This is a genomic window from Pseudorhizobium sp. NPDC055634 (genome assembly GCF_053618655.1).
On sequence record NZ_JBSHHW010000007.1, the window covers coordinates 143,481 to 161,538 of the forward strand.

Genomic DNA, 18,058 nt, shown 5'->3' on the forward strand with positions numbered 1-18,058 from the left:
CTGAAACATTGTGCGCAGGACCGCTCTTCCCGTGCTGGCGGAATAGGCAGTGGCCGGATCACGCCCGGGCCAACATCGACCGGCATTTCTAGGTGTCGTCCTCGTCGGCCGACCCGTCACGACCGTGCCGCGCAATCGGAAACTCGCCCACATAGTCGGCAATCCGTCGCGGATCGAAGACATGACCGTCCAGAAAACGGTCATCCGGGCGGTCGCCTTCCACGCGCAGGTCGTCGTCGGCAGGCGCCGACGCTTCCCCAAGCGCAGCACGGTAGATGTCGGGGCGATACGATGAGATGGCGGCCGCCACTCGCTCTTCCGAATACCGGGCCTGTCCCCAGCGGATCATCTGGCTGTAGATCCATAGCGCATGGCTGGGTCGCGGATAGCCGGCATGGTCGGCATGAAAGGAAAAGTAGTTCGGGATGACCCGGAGCGTCCCTGCCGCATCGAGGCAGAACTCGCCGGCCAGTACGCGCCGGATGATCTCGACCGGCGCGCCGACGTGACCCGGATGGGCAAGCGCATCGGCCAGTGCGTTGTGGTTCTCCGGCTGGTCGCACCACCGTGCCGCGGCGTCGAGAGCCACGAGCAGTCGCATGACGTTCTCGACGTGGCTTTCCGCCCAGTCGGGGCGCATGCCCAGCACCTTCTCCGGCGCGGAAGGCCAGATGTCCTGCTTGGCGGCTACGATCCTGCCCAGGCCCCGCTCGGACGCGACCATGTTCCATGGCGCACCGACGCAGAAGCCATCGATCGCGCCTGCTTCCAGCGCATCGGATGTCAGGGGCGGCGGGACGACGACAAGCCTGACATCCAGGTCGGGATCGATCCCACCGGCCGCCAGCCAGTATCGGAACTCGTAGTTGTGGGAGGAGAAGGGATAGGTCATGCCGAGCGTCGGCGGCGGCTCGCCCGCATCCTTCATCGCCCGTACCACCAGTGCCAGCGCCCGTGCATGTTCGAGTGCACCTGCACCCTCGGCAAGTCCGGCAGCGGCCTGCATGCGCGAAAACAGCCGCGTCGAGAGCGTGATCGCATTGCCGCCCCGCCCGAGCGAGAAGGGCGTGATCGTGGGGGACGGGTTGGAGCCGAGGCCGAGCATCGAAGCCACCGGCATCGGCGAGAGCATGTGCGCGATGTCGAACTGCCGAAAGGCCAGCCGGTCCCGGACATTGGCCCAGGAAACGTCTCGGACCAGTTCCAGCCGCAAGCCCTCTCGTTCCGCAAAACCGAAGACGGAGGCGGCGACCAGCACGGAGGCATCGACCAGCGGTATGAACCCGGCGCGAATGACCCGGACACCTTCGGGGCGCACCGCCGCGGGGGCTGGCAGGCTTGGTCCTGTCCGGTCGCTGCTCGTCGTCATGTCCATTACCGTCCTCGATAGGGAGTCCGCCCCGCCTGCCCTCAGAGCAGCAGTCGTGCGGCCGTCACAATGCTTTGGGCGATATCCGCCATCTTCTTCTTTTCATTCATCGCGGACTGGCGAAGCAGCGTGAACGCCTCCTCCTCCGACAGTCCGCGCATTTTCATCAGGATACCCTTCGCACGCTCGACGACCTTGCGCTCCTCGAGCGCCGAGCGGGCCTCCGCCAGTTCGCGCTGCAGGCGGCTGAAGGCGTTGAAGCGGCTCACTGCCATGTCCAGGATCGACTTCACCCGCTCCTTCTTGAGTCCATCGACGATATAGGCGGACACGCCCGCCTCGACCGCCGCCTCGATGGACGCCGTGTCCGACCTGTCCACGAACATCGCGATCGGACGCCCCACCGTGCGGGTCAACTGGAACAGGTGTTCCATCATGTCCCGGTTGGGGTTTTCGATATCGATGATGATGACGTCGGGCTGCAGCATGTCGATGGTCCGCGCCACGCCATTCACTTCCTGGATGACGGTGACCCGCTCATGCCCTGCCTCCCGCAGGCCCTCCTCGATGATCGAGGCGCGGATGGCGTTTTCGTCTATGACGAGGATCGTGAGTTCGGCCTGCGACATCCTCCAACGATGCCGCAGCGCAGCAAACCTGGCAAGCGGCATTGTCTAAAAAATATGCGATACATTGCGGTGACCAAAAATGGTTCAACGCTTTTCGTTCGTCTCGGACTCAAGCGGCCGGGACAACTCTGTCAAGGTCAGGCCGCCGTACTCTAGTTTGCCGGGGGCACGGGCCAGCCCTTGTCGGGGTCGACAGCAACCGTTTCATGCTTTTCCTGCCAGCCGTCCACGCCGCCGGGATACCAGTGGACACCGGTATAGCCCTGGGTCACGAGCCGCTTACCGGCATTCCAGCTTCCCCAGCATCGTGGCTGGCAGAAGACGACGATCGGTCTTGCCCGATCCCCTTGGGTCAGTTCTTCGACGCGGTCGAAGAATGCCTTCTCCCGCCCCGGCTCCAGCGCGGGCGCGCCGGCGCCCGGCAACCAGACGGCGTTCGGAAGGGAGCGATGGGTCGGCAACCAGAGCCGGTCCTCGGAAAATCCCTCGGGTTTCCTGTCGGCGGGACCGACGTCCAGAAGCACCGGGTCCTGCGGCAGGAGCGTCTCGAGCCCGGAAAGGTCGACGACTGAAGCACCTTGAAGCGTTTGCGGGGTCTCCCCGCGCATGGCGCCGGTCCAGATGCCTTCCGGCTCCTTCACCTCGGCGAAAGTCGTCCTCCCGCCGAGGAGAGCCAGCAAGATAGCAAACAGGATGACGAGCCGTGACCCTTGCATCGCCTCGCCCTCCTAGTTGGTTGCCGGTGGCAGGTCGAAGCTTTGCTCCCATTGTCCACCCTTGTTGTCCGAAGCTACCACCTTGATCGGGCCCTGGCCCTCCGGATCGAAGCGGAAGCCCATGGCGGGATTGGTGGAGAGCGAAATGTCGCCGACAACTTCCAGCACCGTCCGCTCGCCCTGGGATACGACCACCTTCTCCACATACCGGGGCGGGGTGTAGAGCCGGGTAAGCTGGTTCATCTGCATGCCGGTGAAATTCGGATGGCGGATCATCAGCGTCGCCTCGGCAGGTTGCCCCTGCTCCACGCTCTCCGCGAACTTCATGCGCATGTCGCCCATGCCCTTCATCGCCTCGGCGTCGCTCGGGCCGGACGGTGCCGAGCAGCCCCCGGAGGCCTTCACGAAGACCGCGTTGGAATAGAGCTTCCCGTCCTTGGTTTCGGCGACCGCGTGGATGTTGGTGTAGGTGTCCACCCGGACGCGAAGATCAAGCGTGCCGGCATCCGCGGCCGGACCGAAGGTGACGTGGGCAGCCAGGGGAACCGGATTGTCGTCGATGACGAGGTAGACCGACCTGATCTTGTCCTGTTCCGGCATGGTGAGAGTGATCGGCACGAGAGCGGCGTCCTGCGCCCGCGCGGGTGCATCGATCCTGATCAGCGTATCCGTCGGCACCACCTCGCGTTCCTCGAAGAGGTAGTCGACGATCTGCTGCCAGCGCTCCTCCCGCTCGGCGTCCACTTCGGAAGCATTGACACCCGGCGCCGAGACGATGCAGGCCATCGCCATCAGGGCAATCGAGAAGGTTCGTCGCATTATCGGCATCGTGTTTTCCTCCCTGCGTTACATGAGGGCTATTCCCATTCGAGTTCCTTGTAGGCCTGTATGACGTTGCGCCCGTGATAGTCCGCGGACATCTCCCAGCCTTCCGCCTCCTCCAGGGCCACTTCGCGACTGGCCGCGTCGATCGAAAGTCCCTTGGCGATCGCCCGCCGGGCACCGTCGCGGAGCGCGGCAAGATAGGCGACCTGCCTGTTCATGGCCTGGTCGAAACCCACCAGCGCCGGACCGTGGCCCGGCACCGCGCGAGCCGCGCCAAGTCCTTTCAGCTTTTCCGCCTCCGCCAGCCATCCCGTGACACTCCCGTCCACTGACGGAATACGGTCCACGAAAAGCAGGTCGGCGGGAAAGAGCGTTCCGGTCGACAGGTCGAGCATCGACAGGTCGCAATCGGTATGAGCCGTGGCATGAGCCGTGAGCCGCAGCCGGCGATCGCCGAAATCGATCTCGGCAACACCGTCGACGACGCGGCTGGGATAGACCACCTCACCGACGTCCTGTGCCCCGAGAACCTCCACCAGCCGCTCGCGGTAGTAGTCCCCGCGCGCATCCAGCGCGGCCCTCAGGCGATGATGCCCGAGGAATTCCGGCTGGTCCCCGATGAAGGCGGCGGCCCCGAAACAATGATCGGGATGGACATGCGTCAGGACCACGTGCCGGATCGGTTTTCTGCTCCGCTCCCGGATCCGCGCCCTCAGCCAGTTTCCGTCCGCCAGGCTGCCGCCGGGATCGGTGACGAGAACGCTGTCTCTGCCAACGATGAACCCGATATTGGCGATCCCGCCCCGGTTGACCGGCGACGCTTCCTCGTGCGGCGCCTCCCGGACGAAGAGGCCGCCGCCCAGTTCCTTCAGCCCCGCATCCTGGCTGGCGAAACCGGGCCGGGAGATGCAGCAGAGGCAGAGGCCGAGCACCATGGCCTCGCGGCGGGTGATGCGCCCGCTGGTCGCAAGCTGGTCGGCATAGTCGACGGGATGAAACCTTTCGCTCGACATTGTCCAAGATATCACGCTTGCCGGCTGCCCGGTAGCGTCCTCTCCTTGATCCTGACCGCAACTGGTCGTGACCAGCCTCCGGGGAAAGCCATCCACGGATCGCCCTCGCGTGAAAGGTCACCGGCTGCGGACGGCTCCGCCCGACCGGCCGGTGACGATCGCGATCAGGACGGAAGCGCTCCGGATTTCTTCGCCACCCAGGTCGCGACGTAATCCATCAACGGAGGCGAGAGGCAGTCATAGGGCTCCAGCCCGAGCTGCCGCAAGCGTGCCCGGATCCCATCCATGCGGCTGGGATCGACACCGGACTCGATGATCGACGAAACGAAGGCCGCGAATTCCGGCGGTGCCCAGCCCGCCTCCTGGAAGCGCTCCGGATGAACGAAATCAAGCCCCTGGAAGGCATGCTCCCTTTCCACCGGGCCATACATGTGGACGCCGCAGTCCCGGCAGGCGTGGCGCTGGATCAGTGCGGACGTGTCCACCACCTGCAGCTTGTCGCCGTTTTCCAGGACGGTCACCTTATCGTGCGGCACGACGGCGACGACCGAGAAGACGGTTCCCTGGGGTTTCCAGCATTTCGTGCAGCCGCAGACGTGGTTATGCGCAACCTGCCCCTCGATCTTCACCTTGACCGGTCGATCCGTGCAGGCACAGACCAGCGTCCCCCCTGAAAAGCCGGGATCGGCCGGTTTGACGCCATTGTCGACGGCCGGATGTATGCGGACTTCACTTTCCATGACATGCCACCTCCCCTGTTGGGCCGAAGCGGGTCCGCTGTCCGGGCCGTCTTCGACGTTGAAGCTGCGCGCCGGCCGTCCTCAGTAGACGACGACGCTCCTGATGCTCTTTCCGCCATGCATGAGTTCGAAGCCGCGGTTGATGTCCTCCAGGCCCATCGTGTGGGTGATCATCGGGTCGATCTCGATCTTGCCTTCCATGTACCAGTCGACGATCTTCGGCACGTCGGTCCGCCCGCGCGCGCCGCCGAAGGCGGTGCCCATCCAGGTGCGGCCGGTGACCAGCTGGAAGGGGCGGGTGGAGATTTCCTGGCCGGCGCCGGCGACCCCGATGATCACCGACTTGCCCCAGCCGCGATGCGAGGCTTCGAGCGCCTGCCGCATGACCTTGGTATTGCCGGTGCAGTCGAACGTGTAGTCGGCGCCGCCGATCTGGTCGGCCCCGCGCTTTGTCATGTTGACGAGATAGGCGACGATGTCGTCGCCGGCCTCCGTCGGGTTGACGAAATGGGTCATGCCGAAGCGCTCGCCCCATTCCTTGCGGTCGTTGTTGAGATCGACGCCGATGATCATGTCGGCGCCGGCGAGCCGCAGCCCCTGGATGACGTTGAGGCCGATGCCGCCGAGGCCGAAGACGATGGCGGTCGCGCCGATCTCTACCTTGGCCGTGTTGATGACGGCGCCGATCCCGGTCGTCACGCCGCAGCCGATGTAGCAGATCTTGTCGAAGGGCGCGTCGGGATTGACCTTGGCGACGGCGATCTCCGGCAGGACGGTGTAATTGGCAAAGGTCGAGCAGCCCATGTAGTGGTGCAGCTTCTCGCCGTTGATGGAAAAGCGCGACGTGCCGTCCGGCATCACGCCCTGGCCCTGGGTGGCACGGATGGCGGTGCACAGGTTGGTCTTGCGCGAGAGGCAGGACGGGCACTGCCGGCATTCCGGCGTGTAGAGCGGAATGACGTGGTCGCGCTTCTTCACCGAGGTGACGCCCGGCCCGACATCGACGACGATGCCGGCGCCCTCATGCCCGAGGATGGCCGGAAACAGCCCTTCCGGATCGGCGCCCGAGAGCGTGAAGTCGTCGGTGTGGCAGATGCCGGTCGCCTTGATCTCGACCAGCACCTCGCCCGCCCGCGGACCCTCCAGCTGAACGGTCATGATCTCAAGCGGCTTGCCGGCAGCAACGGCAACGGCGGCGCGAACGTCCATGGTAGTCACTCCTTCTGTCCCCGTCAGACCCGCTCGGGGGCCCTCTCGTCTGCCTGCGCGCCTCGCGGAGCAAAGCGCACTCCGATCAATCCGCGTCACTGCGTTATCGCATGGTCCTTCTCGTCGAGCAGCGGCACGCCATAGTCCAGCAGCAAGCTGTTTATGTCGCGCTGATGCTCGCGGATGTACGTGTTCAGGGTGCGCTTCCACTCCTGGTCCGAAGGACGCACGCCCATGGTGATGCGATAGATCATGCGTTGCCCCGCCTTCTCCTTGATCAGCGGCACGACGGCGAGATCGGCATTGGCCCGCTTGACGTAATAGCCGGCCATCGGTCCCCAGATCACCGCGGCATCGATCACGCCGTTCAGCATGTCCCGGATCATCACCTCCGCCATGGACGGCGCGACCCGGGTATCGATCATCAGCGGGTAGACCTTGGCTTTGCGCATCAGCCCGCTCGTCGCCATGTTGGCCGAGGGGGGCGTCCCCTCCACCACGCCGATGCGCTTTCCCGCCAGGCGGGCATCCGTCAGGGTCTCCACGCCCGCCAGGTCTCCATCCTGCTTGTAAACGATCACGTAGGCGGAGCGGTAATAGGCATTGGTATTCTGGACCAACTCATCGCCCTGGGCATAGCCCATGATGATGTCACAACGATTTGCACCCAGCGTATTGCGTACGAAGCCTGTAATAGACGGGAACCACGTATAGGCGACGGAACTCCGGCCCGTTGCCGTCGCGACCATCTTGGCAAGCTTGTCCTCGAAGCCTTCGCCGCTCTCGTCGGTGAAGGGCATGTTGGACGGATCGGCGCAGACGCGCAGCACCTCGGGATCGACCAGTTCGCCGGCCGCTCCCAATCCCGCGGTCTGGGCCTGCGCCCCGAGGGGAACAAGAAGGGCCGCACAGACCAGAAGGAGCCTTGCCGCCATAAGGCCAGAGGTGCTCGCCATCTCACCCACCCATGCAGGAGGCTTCGTAATCCTTCGCCGCCTGCGGCTTGTCCGCCTTCTTGGGCGGTCGCCCCCGTGGCGCCGCATCCACCGCACGCGCGCGAAGATAAATGTATATGTCGTCCAGGTAGCAGTAGACGTTCTTGTTGTCCCCGAACGCCGGCATGACGTTTTCCTTGCCGCCTCCGACGTTCTTGCGCCCCTCTGCAACGACCGACAGGAAGGTCGCGTAGTCCATGTCCTTCATGCTCTGCGCCAACGCCGGAGCATAGCTGGACCCGACACCGTCAGGTCCGTGGCAGACGTGACAGTCCGAATGATATCGCCGGTAACCGCTGAACGTGTACCAGTCGACGGTGCCATTCTCGATCTTGAAGGTCGGGGTCCCTTCCGCATCGAAGAACTTGCCGTCCTCCTCGGAAACGGCGGCGGCCTTTTCCTTGGAATCTGCTGATATGGCGATGGCGGGGATCAGGACGGAAATGGAGGCGGAAAAGGCTAACGCTAAGAGACGAAAATTCATCAAGAAACCTCACGCTCACTTGCGGCATGGTCCGTTCCCGGACGTACGAATCTGGCAATCCGCGACGCGATCGCCACCGGGCTGCAACCGGGCGGCCATTGGCGCCCGGTTGCCTGTCAGCGATATGCTCAGTCCGGCAGGCCGAAGACGGTCAGCTGCCCTCCGAGGGTCGTATAGTCCGCGAGGGCAGCATATCCGCCCACGGCGCCAAGTCCGGCCGTGCCGACAACCTGGCTTTCGTCTCCCTGGCCGCGGCCCTGGTCGACGGCTCCATGCCAGGCCGCTGCGTTTTCCGGATTGAGCAGGCCACCGGCGAGACCGATACCCGCCCAGCCACCGACACCCGACAGGACCGCGATGTACTGCTTGCCGTTGTGCTCGTAGGTGTTGATGTTGCCGATGATGCCGGAGGGGGTCTTGAACTTGTAGAGTTCATTCCCGTCCATATCGACCGCCTTGATGTAGCCTTCCAGCGTACCGTAGAAGACCACGTCGCCGGCTGTCGTCAGGGCGCCGGACCAGACCGAGAACTGCTCGGGCTTCGACCAGACGATTTCACCCTTGGCGGCATCCCAGGCAATGAAATTGCCCATTCCGCCGTGGCTGTCGGGGGCCGGATACATCGAGACCGTCGCCCCGACATAGGGCTGTCCTGCCGTGTAGCTCACCCTGTAGGGCTCGTAGTCCATGCAGACATGGTTGGTCGGCACGTAGAACAGGCCCGTCTTGGGGGAGTAGGATGCCGGCTGCTGGTCCTTGGTCCCGAGTGCGGCCGGGCAGACGCCGGTCGTGTTCGTATCTTCCCCGTTATTGTCGGTCGAATACTGGGCCACGACCTGAGGCCGGCCGTACTGGTCACTGTTGGGGTCCATGACGACTTCTGTCGCCCAATTCACCTTCGGATCGTACTTTTCGGCGACCAGAAGCTCGCCGGTGTTGCGATCGAGGGTATAGGCGAAGCCGTTGCGGTCGAAATGCACGAGAACGTCGCGCGGTTGACCGTTGATCTCCATCGCATCGACGAGGATGTTCTCGTTGACGCCGTCATAGTCCCATTCGTCGTGCGGCGTCATCTGGTAGAGCCACTTGGCCATGCCGGTATCCGCATCGCGCGCCATCAAGGTCATGGACCAGCGGTTGTCGCCGGGGCGTTGTACGGGGTTCCAGGTGGACGGGTTTCCGGTACCGTAGAAGACCAGGTTGGTCTTCGGGTCGTAGGAGAACCATCCCCAGGTCGTTCCGCCGCCGGTCTTCCACTGCTCCCCTTCCCAGGTATTGGTGCCGGAGTCGGCCCCCACGGGCTTGCCGAGATGGGTGGTCTTTTCCGGATCGATCAGGGTCTCTGCATCGGGGCCCATCGAATAGGCTTTCCACGCCAGCGAACCGTCCTTCAGGTTATAGGCCGCCGTCCAGCCCCGCACGCCGAACTCGGCGCCCGAAACCCCGATGATCACCTTATCCTTGACCACCATGGGCGCGGCCGTTCCGGATTCGCCCTTGCCGCCGTCGATCTGGTCGCCGTTCTTTACCGACCAGACTACCTCGCCGGTCTTGGCGTCGAGCGCCACAACCGTCGTGTCCGCCTGGTTCAGGATGATCTTGCCGTCGCCATAGGCCACGCCGCGGTTCACGGTATCGCAGCACATGATGCCGATGACGTTCGGATCCTGCCGCGGCTCGTACTTCCAGAGGATCTTGCCGTCGTTGTTGAGATCGAGGGCGTAGACGATGTTCGGGAATGGCGTGTGGACATACATCACGTCGCCGATCACCAGTGGACCGCCTTCATGCCCGCGCAGGACGCCGGTCGAGAAGGTCCACTTGGGCTGCAAGGTCTTCACATTGTCCTTGGTTATCTGGTTGAGCTCGGAATATCGGCGGTTCGCGTAATCGCCGGTGGGCATTGCCCAGTTCTTGGAATCTGAAGCAAGGGCAGTCAGTTCGTCGTTGGCAAGTGCCGTGCTGGCCAAGGCGGCCGCCACAAATCCGGCGGCAGTCAGAGACAGACAGGCAGAGGTTTTGGTCAGGCGCATGCGAAGTCCTCCCGATGCGGTTATCACCCGAGGCTCGTCATCGCGGCACGACTGGTCCCACAAGACCAGGTTTGCCGGTCATGAGCGTTCATGCTGTCTGGGATCGCCTTCCGTCAGCGTGTCACTGTGTCCATCGAGATGAGCAGCGGGCACCGAAGCTGCCAGCCCGATTGGCACCTACGAAGCTTTGCCCCTCCCATAAGACAAAGCCTTGAAGCCGGACGACCAGAAGAAGGATAGGGCACAATACCGGCCTAGGCAAGAATAAATACACGGAAATGGTGCAGTGCAAAAGTATTGCTGCATCGCAGCAGTCATAAAAACTACACTCCAAGGCGTTTAATGCTTGAGCACGCGGCATAGATTTCTATGATTATACTTGTATATTCTGGTCACGCGCACTTTTGGTTGCGCCGCCCACTTTTCGGAGATCGCTCTGTGATGCCCGTCCGGAAATACCTGCCGTTGGCGTTCACCGCAGCCCTGATGTATGCCGGCGGCGCCCATGCTGCTTCCGACTATCCGACGGTCGCCGTGGTCGACTATGTGTTCGGATGCATGAAGGCCAACGGCAATTCGCGCCAGGCTCTGGACAGTTGCTCCTGCTCCATAGACGTCATTTCATCGATCATACCCTACGCCCGTTACGAGGAAGCGGAAACCTTTCGCAGCCTTGGCCTGATCACGGGCGAGCGGGGCGTCCTGTTTCGACAGAGCGCACCGGCCCGGTCCGCCACATCGGACCTCCGCCGCGCCCAGGCGGAAGCGGACGTTCGCTGCTTCTGACGGAGATCAGCACGGGTCTTCCGGATCGGCAAAGCGTCGCCTGAACTCGAAGGCCAGGCGGTCGAGTTGTTCGGCGTCCCTTTCAGGTCGCGCCACATCGACGTCGAACACGCCGACGACATGCGCCGGCCGCGGCGAAAGCACGATGATCCTGTCGGCGAGGAACAGCGCTTCGAGAAGGTTATGGGTGACCATCAGCGCGGTAGTGCGTCGCGCCGACCAGACCGTCACCAGCAAGCGGCGCAGTCTCTCCGCGGTTGCCTCGTCGAGCGAGACGAAGGGTTCATCGAGGAAAAGGATGGAAGGCTCGGCCGCAAAGGCGCGGGCCAGAGCAACGCGCCTCGCCAGGCCGAGCGACAGCTCCCCCGGATAAAGCGTCTCCAGGCCTGAAAGGCCGAGGGTTTCAAGCAGGTCGCCGAGCGCGGCGTGCCTGAGCGACGGAGGCAATGTCAGCCGGATGTTCTGTTCCACCGTCCGCCACGGCAGGAGGACCGGCTCCTGGAAGACCGCGGCGATCCGGTCGCTCCCCTCCAGCGGCATCCGGACCGTGCCCGAGAAGCGGCGATCGAGGCCGAGCAGGATGCGCAATGTCGTGGTTTTCCCGCATCCCGACGGGCCGAGGAGACAGGCGAACTCTCCTTGCCTGACCTCGAAGGAAAGGTCCCGCAGCGCCACGACGTCCACGCCTTCCGTCGAGCGAAACGTCTTTTCACGGATATCGACCTTAAGCGGCGCGGCGACGCCAGCGGCTTGCATGCTGTTCAATGGGCTGCACCACAACAAGTTCGATCGTCAACATGACGGCCACGAAGGTCAGGGTATAGGCCAGGATCCCCGCGACGTCGAATATCTGGAAATAGAGATAGATCTGGAAGCCGACGCCGTTCGACCTGCCGAGCAGTTCCACGACGAGGACGATCTTCCAGATCAGGGCAATGCCCGAACGCGATGCCGCGGCAAAATAGGGCTGGAGCTGCGGCATCAGGACATGGCGGATTCGATCGAGACGCGTCAGCCTGTAGACCTGCGCCATCTCCATGAAGCGTTCGTCGAGTGCCCGCGCGCCCTCGCGCATCGTGACCACGACATTGGGAATCTTGTTGACCGCCACGGCTCCGATCGCCGCAGCTTCGGTGAGCCCGAACCAGATATAGGCAAGGACGATGATCACCAGCGCCGGGATGTTCAGGAAGAGAACGAGCCACGGATCGAAGAAGGAATCCAGCCGTCCTTGCCGCCCGAGCAGGACACCGATCACCGTCCCCACCGCCATGGCGATGACATAGGCCGCGGCCACCCGCCACAATGTCATCATCAGGTTGAAGGGGAGATCGCCGTTGATCGTGTCCGCGACGATCACCCGCCAGACCTCCGCCGGCGGCGGCAGTGCCCGGCTGGGCCAGAGCTCGGCCACGACGCTCCAGACCAGTACCAGGCCCGCCAGCGACGCTGCGCTCGTGGCAAGCGGCAGCAGCGCGGGCAGATTGCGTCCGCCAGGATCGTTTCGCCCGGACCGCAGGCCATCCGTCGCCCCCTCTTCACCCCTCATGCCTTCAATGCGGTCCAGTAGGTGCCGGGCGCTATGCGGGGCGCCTTTCCGACAAGCTTCTCGCCGCCCAGTGCGGCAAGGACCCCGTAGAGCTTTGCGGCATCAGCTTCCTCCTCCGCGACGGGACGGTTCGGAATGCCTTCGCGATATCGATCCCGCATCACCTCCAGGGTACGCCCGTCCGCGCGGACCAGGGGCGCAAGCCGCTGCCATTCCGGATCCGACGTCGCAAGCAGCGCCTTCGCCTCGGCGCTTGCTCGAATGAAATTCAGCGCTACGGCCTCGTTTCCATCGGCCCACTCCTCGCGGAACACGTAGCCGAGCGCGGATACCGGCCCCGATGCGCCGAGGCCCCGCGCGGCATCGTCGGCGCCGAGCATCCTGCGGAAACCCTGCGCCTCGAGACGAGCACAGAAATGCCAGAAGTTCAAAACCGCATCGAGTTCTCCAGAAAGAGCCTTTTCCGCCAGGAGCGGAGGCGCGCCGTAGACGATCTCCGCCTCCTCGGTTAGGTCAAGCCCGTGATCCTGCCGGGCGAGCCCCTGGATCAGAAGCCAGCTCTTGTCCAGCGGACCGCCCGCCACGCCGATCTTCTTCCCGACCAGGTCGGGAAGCTGCCGAAGCCCCGCGTCTTCCTTGACCATGATGGCGCCGACCGCCGTGGAATAGGGAGCAAGCGTAAGCGCCTCGCCTTCCGAGCGCTGGCGCGAGACCCAAAGCCAGTCGGAGACGATGATGTCGAGATCGCCGGCGAGCATCGCGACATTGGTCGCATCCTCCCCGGCGAAATCGAGAACCTCGACCTCCACACCGTTCTTCCGGTCGAGACCATGATGCTTGATGGTATCCAGCTCCCAGCTGACGGTCCCGAACTTCAGGACACCCACCTTTATCTTCGGCAAATCCGGCGCCCCGAACGCGGGAGGGCCAAAGGCGGCAGCAGCCAGCATCCCAAGGCCCAGTCCGCCAAGTTCACGTCTCGAAATATCCATGTCACCCCCCAAGGCGGCCCGCCCTCAAATGTCCCGGCTCCCGTCCGGATAGACGCATTTCCAACGCATGATCTTCAGCGCGGGCCGGCCTTCCGACCACCGCGCGATACGGCTTGGTGCGGAAACCATGCACTGCATGAGCGAACCCTGGCTCTCGAAATATAGGTGCTCGTTCCGGCAGCTCGTGGGGCTGGCGAACAGGCAGACGGTCAGGACAAGATCGACGATATTCAAAGGGGGCACCCTTTTTCGCATGAACGAACATTCTGCGCGTATCGCACCCGCATCGGACGCGCACGGCAGCATCGGCTCGTCAAGGTGCCCGATGAAAAGCCACCGTGAGAATAGGCTCCGGGCGGACCTCCGTCAACCGAGAGCCTCGGTGATGGCGCGGCTTGCCCGGTGTTGACTCGGCAGGACGAAGGCCTAACTTCTTTTGCGCGTGCGGCCCGATGGGTTGGAGCAGGTGGTCGTCATGCAAGTGGAGACTTCTGGGAGGAAGCAGCATGCAACTTACGGCAATTGCGGGGGCCGTCGGCCTCTTCGTCGCGATGGCGGGGCAGTGTCTCGCGCAGGACGCTGCCGCCGGCGAAAAAGTGTTCACCAAGTGCAAGGCATGCCACATCGTCGACGGCGACACCAATAAGATCGGCCCGTCTCTCAAGGGGGTCGTCGGTCGTACCGCGGGTACGCATGAAGGCTTCAAATATTCCAAGGCCATGGTCGAGGCCGGAGAGAAGGGCACCGTCTGGAGCGACGAAACCCTGAGCGCATATCTTCGCGAGCCCAAGGCCTACATCAAGGGTAACAAGATGGCCTTCGTCGGCCTGAAGAAGGACGAGGACCTCGCGAACGTCATCGCCTATCTCAAGCAGTTCCCGTAATCCTACCTGTCTTCCATCGTCTGCGAGATTGTCTTGGCGAGAGCATACAGGCGCTGCTCGATCAATGTCGGCACCTCGCAGACGAAGGTCAGCGACTGAACCCTTTCCTGGAATATCCTTGTCTGGAAGACGAGCCTGTCGTTTCGGACGGCAATCTCGTTGGGATCGACATTCGTTTCCTTTCGTAAGGCATCGACCGCAGATCCCTCCTTGCGCAGGGCGTCCGCCATGTCCCTTTGCTTGTGGGCATATCGGCCGATACCGCTGATGACCTGCGACCGCTCTTGGTTCATCTCGTCGAAAAGCCCCATCATCAGCTTGCCCAGTTGCGCATGCCGCTCGTCCGGCGTCAGCCTTGCGGCATAGTCGCGGATCATCTGCTCGGCTTCTGGAAGTGGCATCCGCCGTGCGGAGATCTCGGCGACGAGCCGGACAACGCTTGCATCGCCTTCCCATTGCTCGGCGGCAGCCGGCAGTTCCGGGCCGCTCCAGATCTGCGCCAGCGAAAGTTCCGGCACCTTGCGCTGGATGCATGGCCAGTCCGGATCATGTCCCTGGGCTGCGCAAGCTTGCCCGAAGAGGGCGCCCTGCAGCATGAACGACACGATGCATGCCGTCGTCATACGCGCGGAAAATCTCATGTGTTTCCTCCTGCGTCCCGCCTGCGGCTGAGCAGGCCTTTCGATGGGTCATAGGCATAGATCGCGCCGCCGAGGAAAATCACGATACACCCGATCACCACCGCCAGCGAATGCCAATCTATCTGGCCGTAAAGCGCGAACCGCACCAGTTCAACGGCATAGGTGAAAGGGTTGGCGAGGCAGATCTTGTAAAGAAGCGGACTTGCTTCCTGGATGCGCCAGAGCGGGTAAAGGGCGGAAGACGCGAAATACATCGGGAAGATCACGAAGTTCATGATGCCCGCGAAATTCTCCAGTTGCTCGATCAGCGACGAGAGCAGCAGGCCGAGCGCGCAGAGCATCACGCCGGCGAGAAACAGCGCCGGCAGGACGAAGAGATAGCCGGCGACAGGAGGCTTCACGCCCCAGAACCAGGCAATCGCCAGGAAGACATAGACCTGCAGGATCGAGACCGTGACACCGGCGAGAAGCTTGGAGACGAGCAGGAACCAGCGTGGGAAGGGGCTGACCAAGAGCGTCCTCATATTCCCCATTTCCCGGTCGTAGACCATCGACAGGGAGGACTGCATGCCGCTGAACAGGAGGATCATGCCGCACAATCCGGGGGTTATGTAGACCTCGTAGAGGACGTAGGTCCTGTAGGGCGGAATGATCGATACGCCCAGCACCTGCCGGAAGCCGGCGGCAAAGACGAACAGCCACAAGAGCGGGCGTACCAGCGAGGAAATGAAGCGTTCCCGCTGGTTGAGGAAACGCAGCGCCTCCCTGACGACAATGCCGCGAAAGCAGACGAGGTACTGGCGCAGACCGAAGCCGGACCTGCGGCCGCGCTCGGCGGCGGGAGCATCGGCTTCCATCGGCAAACTCATCGCAGCACCTCCGTCTCCTGCAGGCCGGATTGCGTGAGGACCCCGAAGGCCTCGGCGATATCTTCACTTCCCGTGGAAGAAACAACCTCGGAGACGCGACCGTCGGCCAGCACGCGTCCCTTGTGGAGGAGGACGACGCGATCGCTGCCGTCTACCTCGTCGATCAGGTGCGTCGCCCACAGCACGCTGATACCCTCGTCCGCCACGAGGCCCCTTATGGTCGCGAGGATTTCTGCGCGAGACTGGATGTCGAGACCGACGGTGGCCTCGTCCAGCAGAAGCAGCGGCGGGCGGTGGAGCAAGGAACGGACGATCTCGACGCGGCGCATCTGGCCGCCCGACAGCGCCCTTACCTTGTCGTGAAGGCGGTCGCCCATTCCGACCTGCTGCAGCAGCTCGGCGATCCGCTCGCGCGCCTCCGTACGGCCGATGCCGTGCAGGGACGCATGATAGGCGAGGTTCTGGTGGACGCTGAGATCGACATCCAGCGTACGGGCCTGGAACACGATCCCGAGTTCGCGAAGCGCTTGTCCCGGACGCCTTGCAACGTCGTGCCCGAAGATACGGATCGAGCCGTGCCGGGTCTCGTACAGATGGCAGATCAGCGAAAACAGCGTCGTCTTCCCGGCACCGTTGAGACCCAGCAGGACCGCGAAACGGCCCTGCGGGACCGTAAAGGACACGTCCGAAAGCACCTGTTTGCGCCCGTAGGCGTGGCTTACTTCGGATACGTCCAGGGCGGCAGGCGGGACCATGGCCTCATTTGCCTTCACGTGCTGCATGATCCCGCCTTCTTCAGCCGTTTCCTGCTACTTGATGGTAATCGTGCCCTGCATGCCCTTGTCGACAAGATCCGGCACCGACCAGGTATAGGTTCCCGGACGGACCGTGGTGAACTGCACCAGCATCGTGCCCTCGGCGTCGAATTCCAGCCAGGCGGGCGCGCCGTTCATGTGCACTTCGAGATCCTCGATGACGATCTGGTTCATCCAGACGTTGCGGAAGAGATCCGTGTGGAACTTGTATTCCAGCCCCGCCGCCGAGGTGATCTTCCAGCGGTAGCCCTGCCCGGCGATCAGTTCGAAGTCCTTCTGGTTTACCGCGAAACTGTCCTCCGCCGAGCCAAGAATCAGTTCGGGCACGTCCTTGCTCGCCCGCGTCACCTGCTCCGTTGCCGCGGCCGCGGGAGCCGGCGCATCGTCATCGTCGTTATCGGCATCCTGCGGGAATGCAGGCGTCACGGACATGGCGATCGCCATGAATGCTGCGAGAGCTGGTCTGCTAAGATATTCCATTTTCAGTCCTCCTCCTTGAGACGCAGAAACTATTGCGGCGATACGACCACTCCCCACGGCAGGGCGCCCACCGTGACCGACTGGACCGGCTCGTCCGTCGCGACATCGATGAAGGTGATGTCGTTCGAAATGCCGTTGGTGCTGATGATCGTCTTCTGGTCCGGCGTGAACGCAAGTTGCCAGACGCGCTGCCCGACGAGCACGTACTTCTCGACCTCGTAGGTCTCGGTGTCGACGACGGCGACACGATTTGCCGGGCCGAGCGCGACATAGGCCTTCTTGCCGTCCGCGGTAATCCGCACGCCGACCGGCTGAATTGCCTCTGAGCGCAGGCCCGGAATCTCGAAGGAGATCTTCTGCTTGATCTCGCGACTGTCGTTGTCGATCACCGAGACGGTGCCGCCGATCTCCGCACTCACCCAGACCTCCGAATTGTCCGGCTTGAACTCGGCAAACCGCGGACGGGAATCGACGAGCACATTGTGGGTGATCTCGTTCGAGGACGTGTCGATGAAATGCGCCATGTTGGTCGTCTCGGACGTATTTACCATCGTCTTGCCGTCCGGGCTGATGCCCATTCCCTCCGGCTCCACGCCGACAGGGATTTCCGCCACCACGCTCTTGCCGTCGAGGTCGATGACGGTCACCAGGTTGTCGTCCTCGTTGGCCACATAAAGCGTCTTGCCGTCCGGCGAGAGCACGAAGAGTTCGGGGTCCGGCCCTGAAGGCAGCGATCCGACGATCTCGTTCGTCGCCGTATCGATGATCTCGATCGTGTCGTCGTCACTGGCACACAGGTAGATGAACTTGCCGTCATGGGAGATGGTGATCCCACGGGGCCGCTGGCCGACATCGATCGTGCGGACCACCTCCATCGTGGTGGAATCCACCACGGTCACCGTATTGTCCTTCTCGTTCGAGACATAAACCATATAGGCCGACGCCGGTGTTGCCATGCAAACCCCGACGGCAAGCACACTTGATAAAAAGGTCAGTCTTCCAGGCATTCGGTTCTCCTCCTCACACGTT

The 18,058-nt window shown here is 63.1% G+C and carries 20 protein-coding genes; 2 read left to right on the plus strand and 18 right to left on the minus strand.

Annotation, left to right across the window (positions count from 1 at the left end):
* Window positions 1-88: 88 nt before the first annotated feature.
* The 10 genes from ACWGPT_RS13325 to ACWGPT_RS13370 all read right to left on the minus strand — a co-directional run bounded on the left by ACWGPT_RS13325 (window position 89) and on the right by ACWGPT_RS13370 (window position 10,013).
* Window positions 89-1,375: a CmpA/NrtA family ABC transporter substrate-binding protein gene (locus ACWGPT_RS13325; RefSeq protein WP_452606091.1), complete on the minus strand. Its 1,287-nt coding sequence runs from the start codon at window positions 1,373-1,375 to the stop codon at window positions 89-91.
* 35 nt (window positions 1,376-1,410) lie between these two features.
* Window positions 1,411-1,998, minus strand: coding sequence for an ANTAR domain-containing response regulator (locus ACWGPT_RS13330; protein WP_452606092.1), 588 nt, complete (start codon window positions 1,996-1,998; stop codon window positions 1,411-1,413).
* Window positions 1,999-2,150: 152 nt separating this feature from the next.
* Window positions 2,151-2,714: a rhodanese-like domain-containing protein gene (locus ACWGPT_RS13335; protein ID WP_452606093.1), complete on the minus strand. Its 564-nt coding sequence runs from the start codon at window positions 2,712-2,714 to the stop codon at window positions 2,151-2,153.
* Between the two features lie 12 nt (window positions 2,715-2,726).
* Window positions 2,727-3,542, minus strand: coding sequence for a quinoprotein dehydrogenase-associated SoxYZ-like carrier (locus ACWGPT_RS13340; protein WP_452606094.1), 816 nt, complete (start codon window positions 3,540-3,542; stop codon window positions 2,727-2,729).
* Window positions 3,543-3,571: 29 nt separating this feature from the next.
* Window positions 3,572-4,552, minus strand: a complete 981-nt coding sequence (locus ACWGPT_RS13345; protein WP_452606095.1) for a quinoprotein relay system zinc metallohydrolase 2 — start codon at window positions 4,550-4,552, stop codon at window positions 3,572-3,574.
* Window positions 4,553-4,716: 164 nt separating this feature from the next.
* Complete coding sequence (gene gfa, locus ACWGPT_RS13350) at window positions 4,717-5,292, minus strand: S-(hydroxymethyl)glutathione synthase (RefSeq protein WP_452606096.1); 576 nt, start codon at window positions 5,290-5,292, stop codon at window positions 4,717-4,719.
* Between the two features lie 81 nt (window positions 5,293-5,373).
* Window positions 5,374-6,501 carry an S-(hydroxymethyl)glutathione dehydrogenase/class III alcohol dehydrogenase gene (locus ACWGPT_RS13355; RefSeq protein ID WP_452606097.1) on the minus strand — a complete coding sequence of 376 codons (1,128 nt, stop codon included), beginning with the start codon at window positions 6,499-6,501 and terminating at the stop codon, window positions 5,374-5,376.
* A 95-nt stretch (window positions 6,502-6,596) separates the two neighbouring features.
* A complete protein-coding gene (locus ACWGPT_RS13360) occupies window positions 6,597-7,457 on the minus strand; it encodes a substrate-binding domain-containing protein (protein ID WP_452606098.1) in 861 nt (286 codons plus the stop codon).
* Between the two features lies 1 nt (window position 7,458).
* Window positions 7,459-7,980, minus strand: coding sequence for a c-type cytochrome, methanol metabolism-related (locus ACWGPT_RS13365; RefSeq protein WP_452606099.1), 522 nt, complete (start codon window positions 7,978-7,980; stop codon window positions 7,459-7,461).
* A 128-nt stretch (window positions 7,981-8,108) separates the two neighbouring features.
* Window positions 8,109-10,013, minus strand: a complete 1,905-nt coding sequence (locus ACWGPT_RS13370) for a methanol/ethanol family PQQ-dependent dehydrogenase (RefSeq protein ID WP_452606100.1) — start codon at window positions 10,011-10,013, stop codon at window positions 8,109-8,111.
* A 441-nt stretch (window positions 10,014-10,454) separates the two neighbouring features.
* Between ACWGPT_RS13370 and ACWGPT_RS13375 the strand changes: the two genes are divergently transcribed.
* Window positions 10,455-10,799, plus strand: coding sequence for a hypothetical protein (locus tag ACWGPT_RS13375; RefSeq protein WP_452606101.1), 345 nt, complete (start codon window positions 10,455-10,457; stop codon window positions 10,797-10,799).
* A gap of 6 nt (window positions 10,800-10,805) precedes the next feature.
* Here the strand turns inward: ACWGPT_RS13375 and ACWGPT_RS13380 are convergent, their stop codons facing one another.
* From ACWGPT_RS13380 to ACWGPT_RS13390, 3 genes are read right to left on the minus strand one after another with little or no spacing between them, the layout of a single operon-like run.
* Window positions 10,806-11,555, minus strand: a complete 750-nt coding sequence (locus ACWGPT_RS13380) for an ABC transporter ATP-binding protein (protein ID WP_452606222.1) — start codon at window positions 11,553-11,555, stop codon at window positions 10,806-10,808.
* On the minus strand, window positions 11,524-12,348 hold the full coding sequence (locus ACWGPT_RS13385; RefSeq protein ID WP_452606102.1) for an ABC transporter permease: 825 nt from the start codon (window positions 12,346-12,348) through the stop codon (window positions 11,524-11,526). The genes ACWGPT_RS13380 and ACWGPT_RS13385 overlap by 32 nt, the downstream gene beginning before the upstream one ends.
* Window positions 12,345-13,340 carry an ABC transporter substrate-binding protein gene (locus ACWGPT_RS13390; protein WP_452606103.1) on the minus strand — a complete coding sequence of 332 codons (996 nt, stop codon included), beginning with the start codon at window positions 13,338-13,340 and terminating at the stop codon, window positions 12,345-12,347. Before ACWGPT_RS13390 ends, ACWGPT_RS13385 begins: the two co-directional genes overlap by 4 nt.
* Window positions 13,341-13,891: 551 nt before the next feature.
* Here ACWGPT_RS13390 and ACWGPT_RS13395 point away from each other — a divergent pair.
* The gene (locus ACWGPT_RS13395) at window positions 13,892-14,224 is read left to right on the plus strand and encodes a c-type cytochrome (RefSeq protein ID WP_452606223.1); all 333 of its coding nucleotides are present in this window, start codon (window positions 13,892-13,894) and stop codon (window positions 14,222-14,224) included.
* Window positions 14,225-14,226: 2 nt separating this feature from the next.
* Here the strand turns inward: ACWGPT_RS13395 and ACWGPT_RS13400 are convergent, their stop codons facing one another.
* From ACWGPT_RS13400 to ACWGPT_RS13420, 5 genes are read right to left on the minus strand one after another with little or no spacing between them, the layout of a single operon-like run.
* A complete protein-coding gene (locus ACWGPT_RS13400; RefSeq protein ID WP_452606104.1) occupies window positions 14,227-14,865 on the minus strand; it encodes a hypothetical protein in 639 nt (212 codons plus the stop codon).
* Window positions 14,862-15,734, minus strand: coding sequence for an ABC transporter permease (locus ACWGPT_RS13405; RefSeq protein WP_452606105.1), 873 nt, complete (start codon window positions 15,732-15,734; stop codon window positions 14,862-14,864). The genes ACWGPT_RS13400 and ACWGPT_RS13405 overlap by 4 nt, the downstream gene beginning before the upstream one ends.
* The gene (locus ACWGPT_RS13410; protein WP_452606106.1) at window positions 15,731-16,516 is read right to left on the minus strand and encodes an ABC transporter ATP-binding protein; all 786 of its coding nucleotides are present in this window, start codon (window positions 16,514-16,516) and stop codon (window positions 15,731-15,733) included. The genes ACWGPT_RS13405 and ACWGPT_RS13410 overlap by 4 nt, the downstream gene beginning before the upstream one ends.
* A gap of 27 nt (window positions 16,517-16,543) precedes the next feature.
* On the minus strand, window positions 16,544-17,029 hold the full coding sequence (locus ACWGPT_RS13415) for a hypothetical protein (RefSeq protein WP_452606107.1): 486 nt from the start codon (window positions 17,027-17,029) through the stop codon (window positions 16,544-16,546).
* A 29-nt stretch (window positions 17,030-17,058) separates the two neighbouring features.
* Window positions 17,059-18,036: a YVTN family beta-propeller repeat protein gene (locus ACWGPT_RS13420; RefSeq protein ID WP_452606108.1), complete on the minus strand. Its 978-nt coding sequence runs from the start codon at window positions 18,034-18,036 to the stop codon at window positions 17,059-17,061.
* Between the last annotated feature and the right edge of the window lie 22 nt (window positions 18,037-18,058).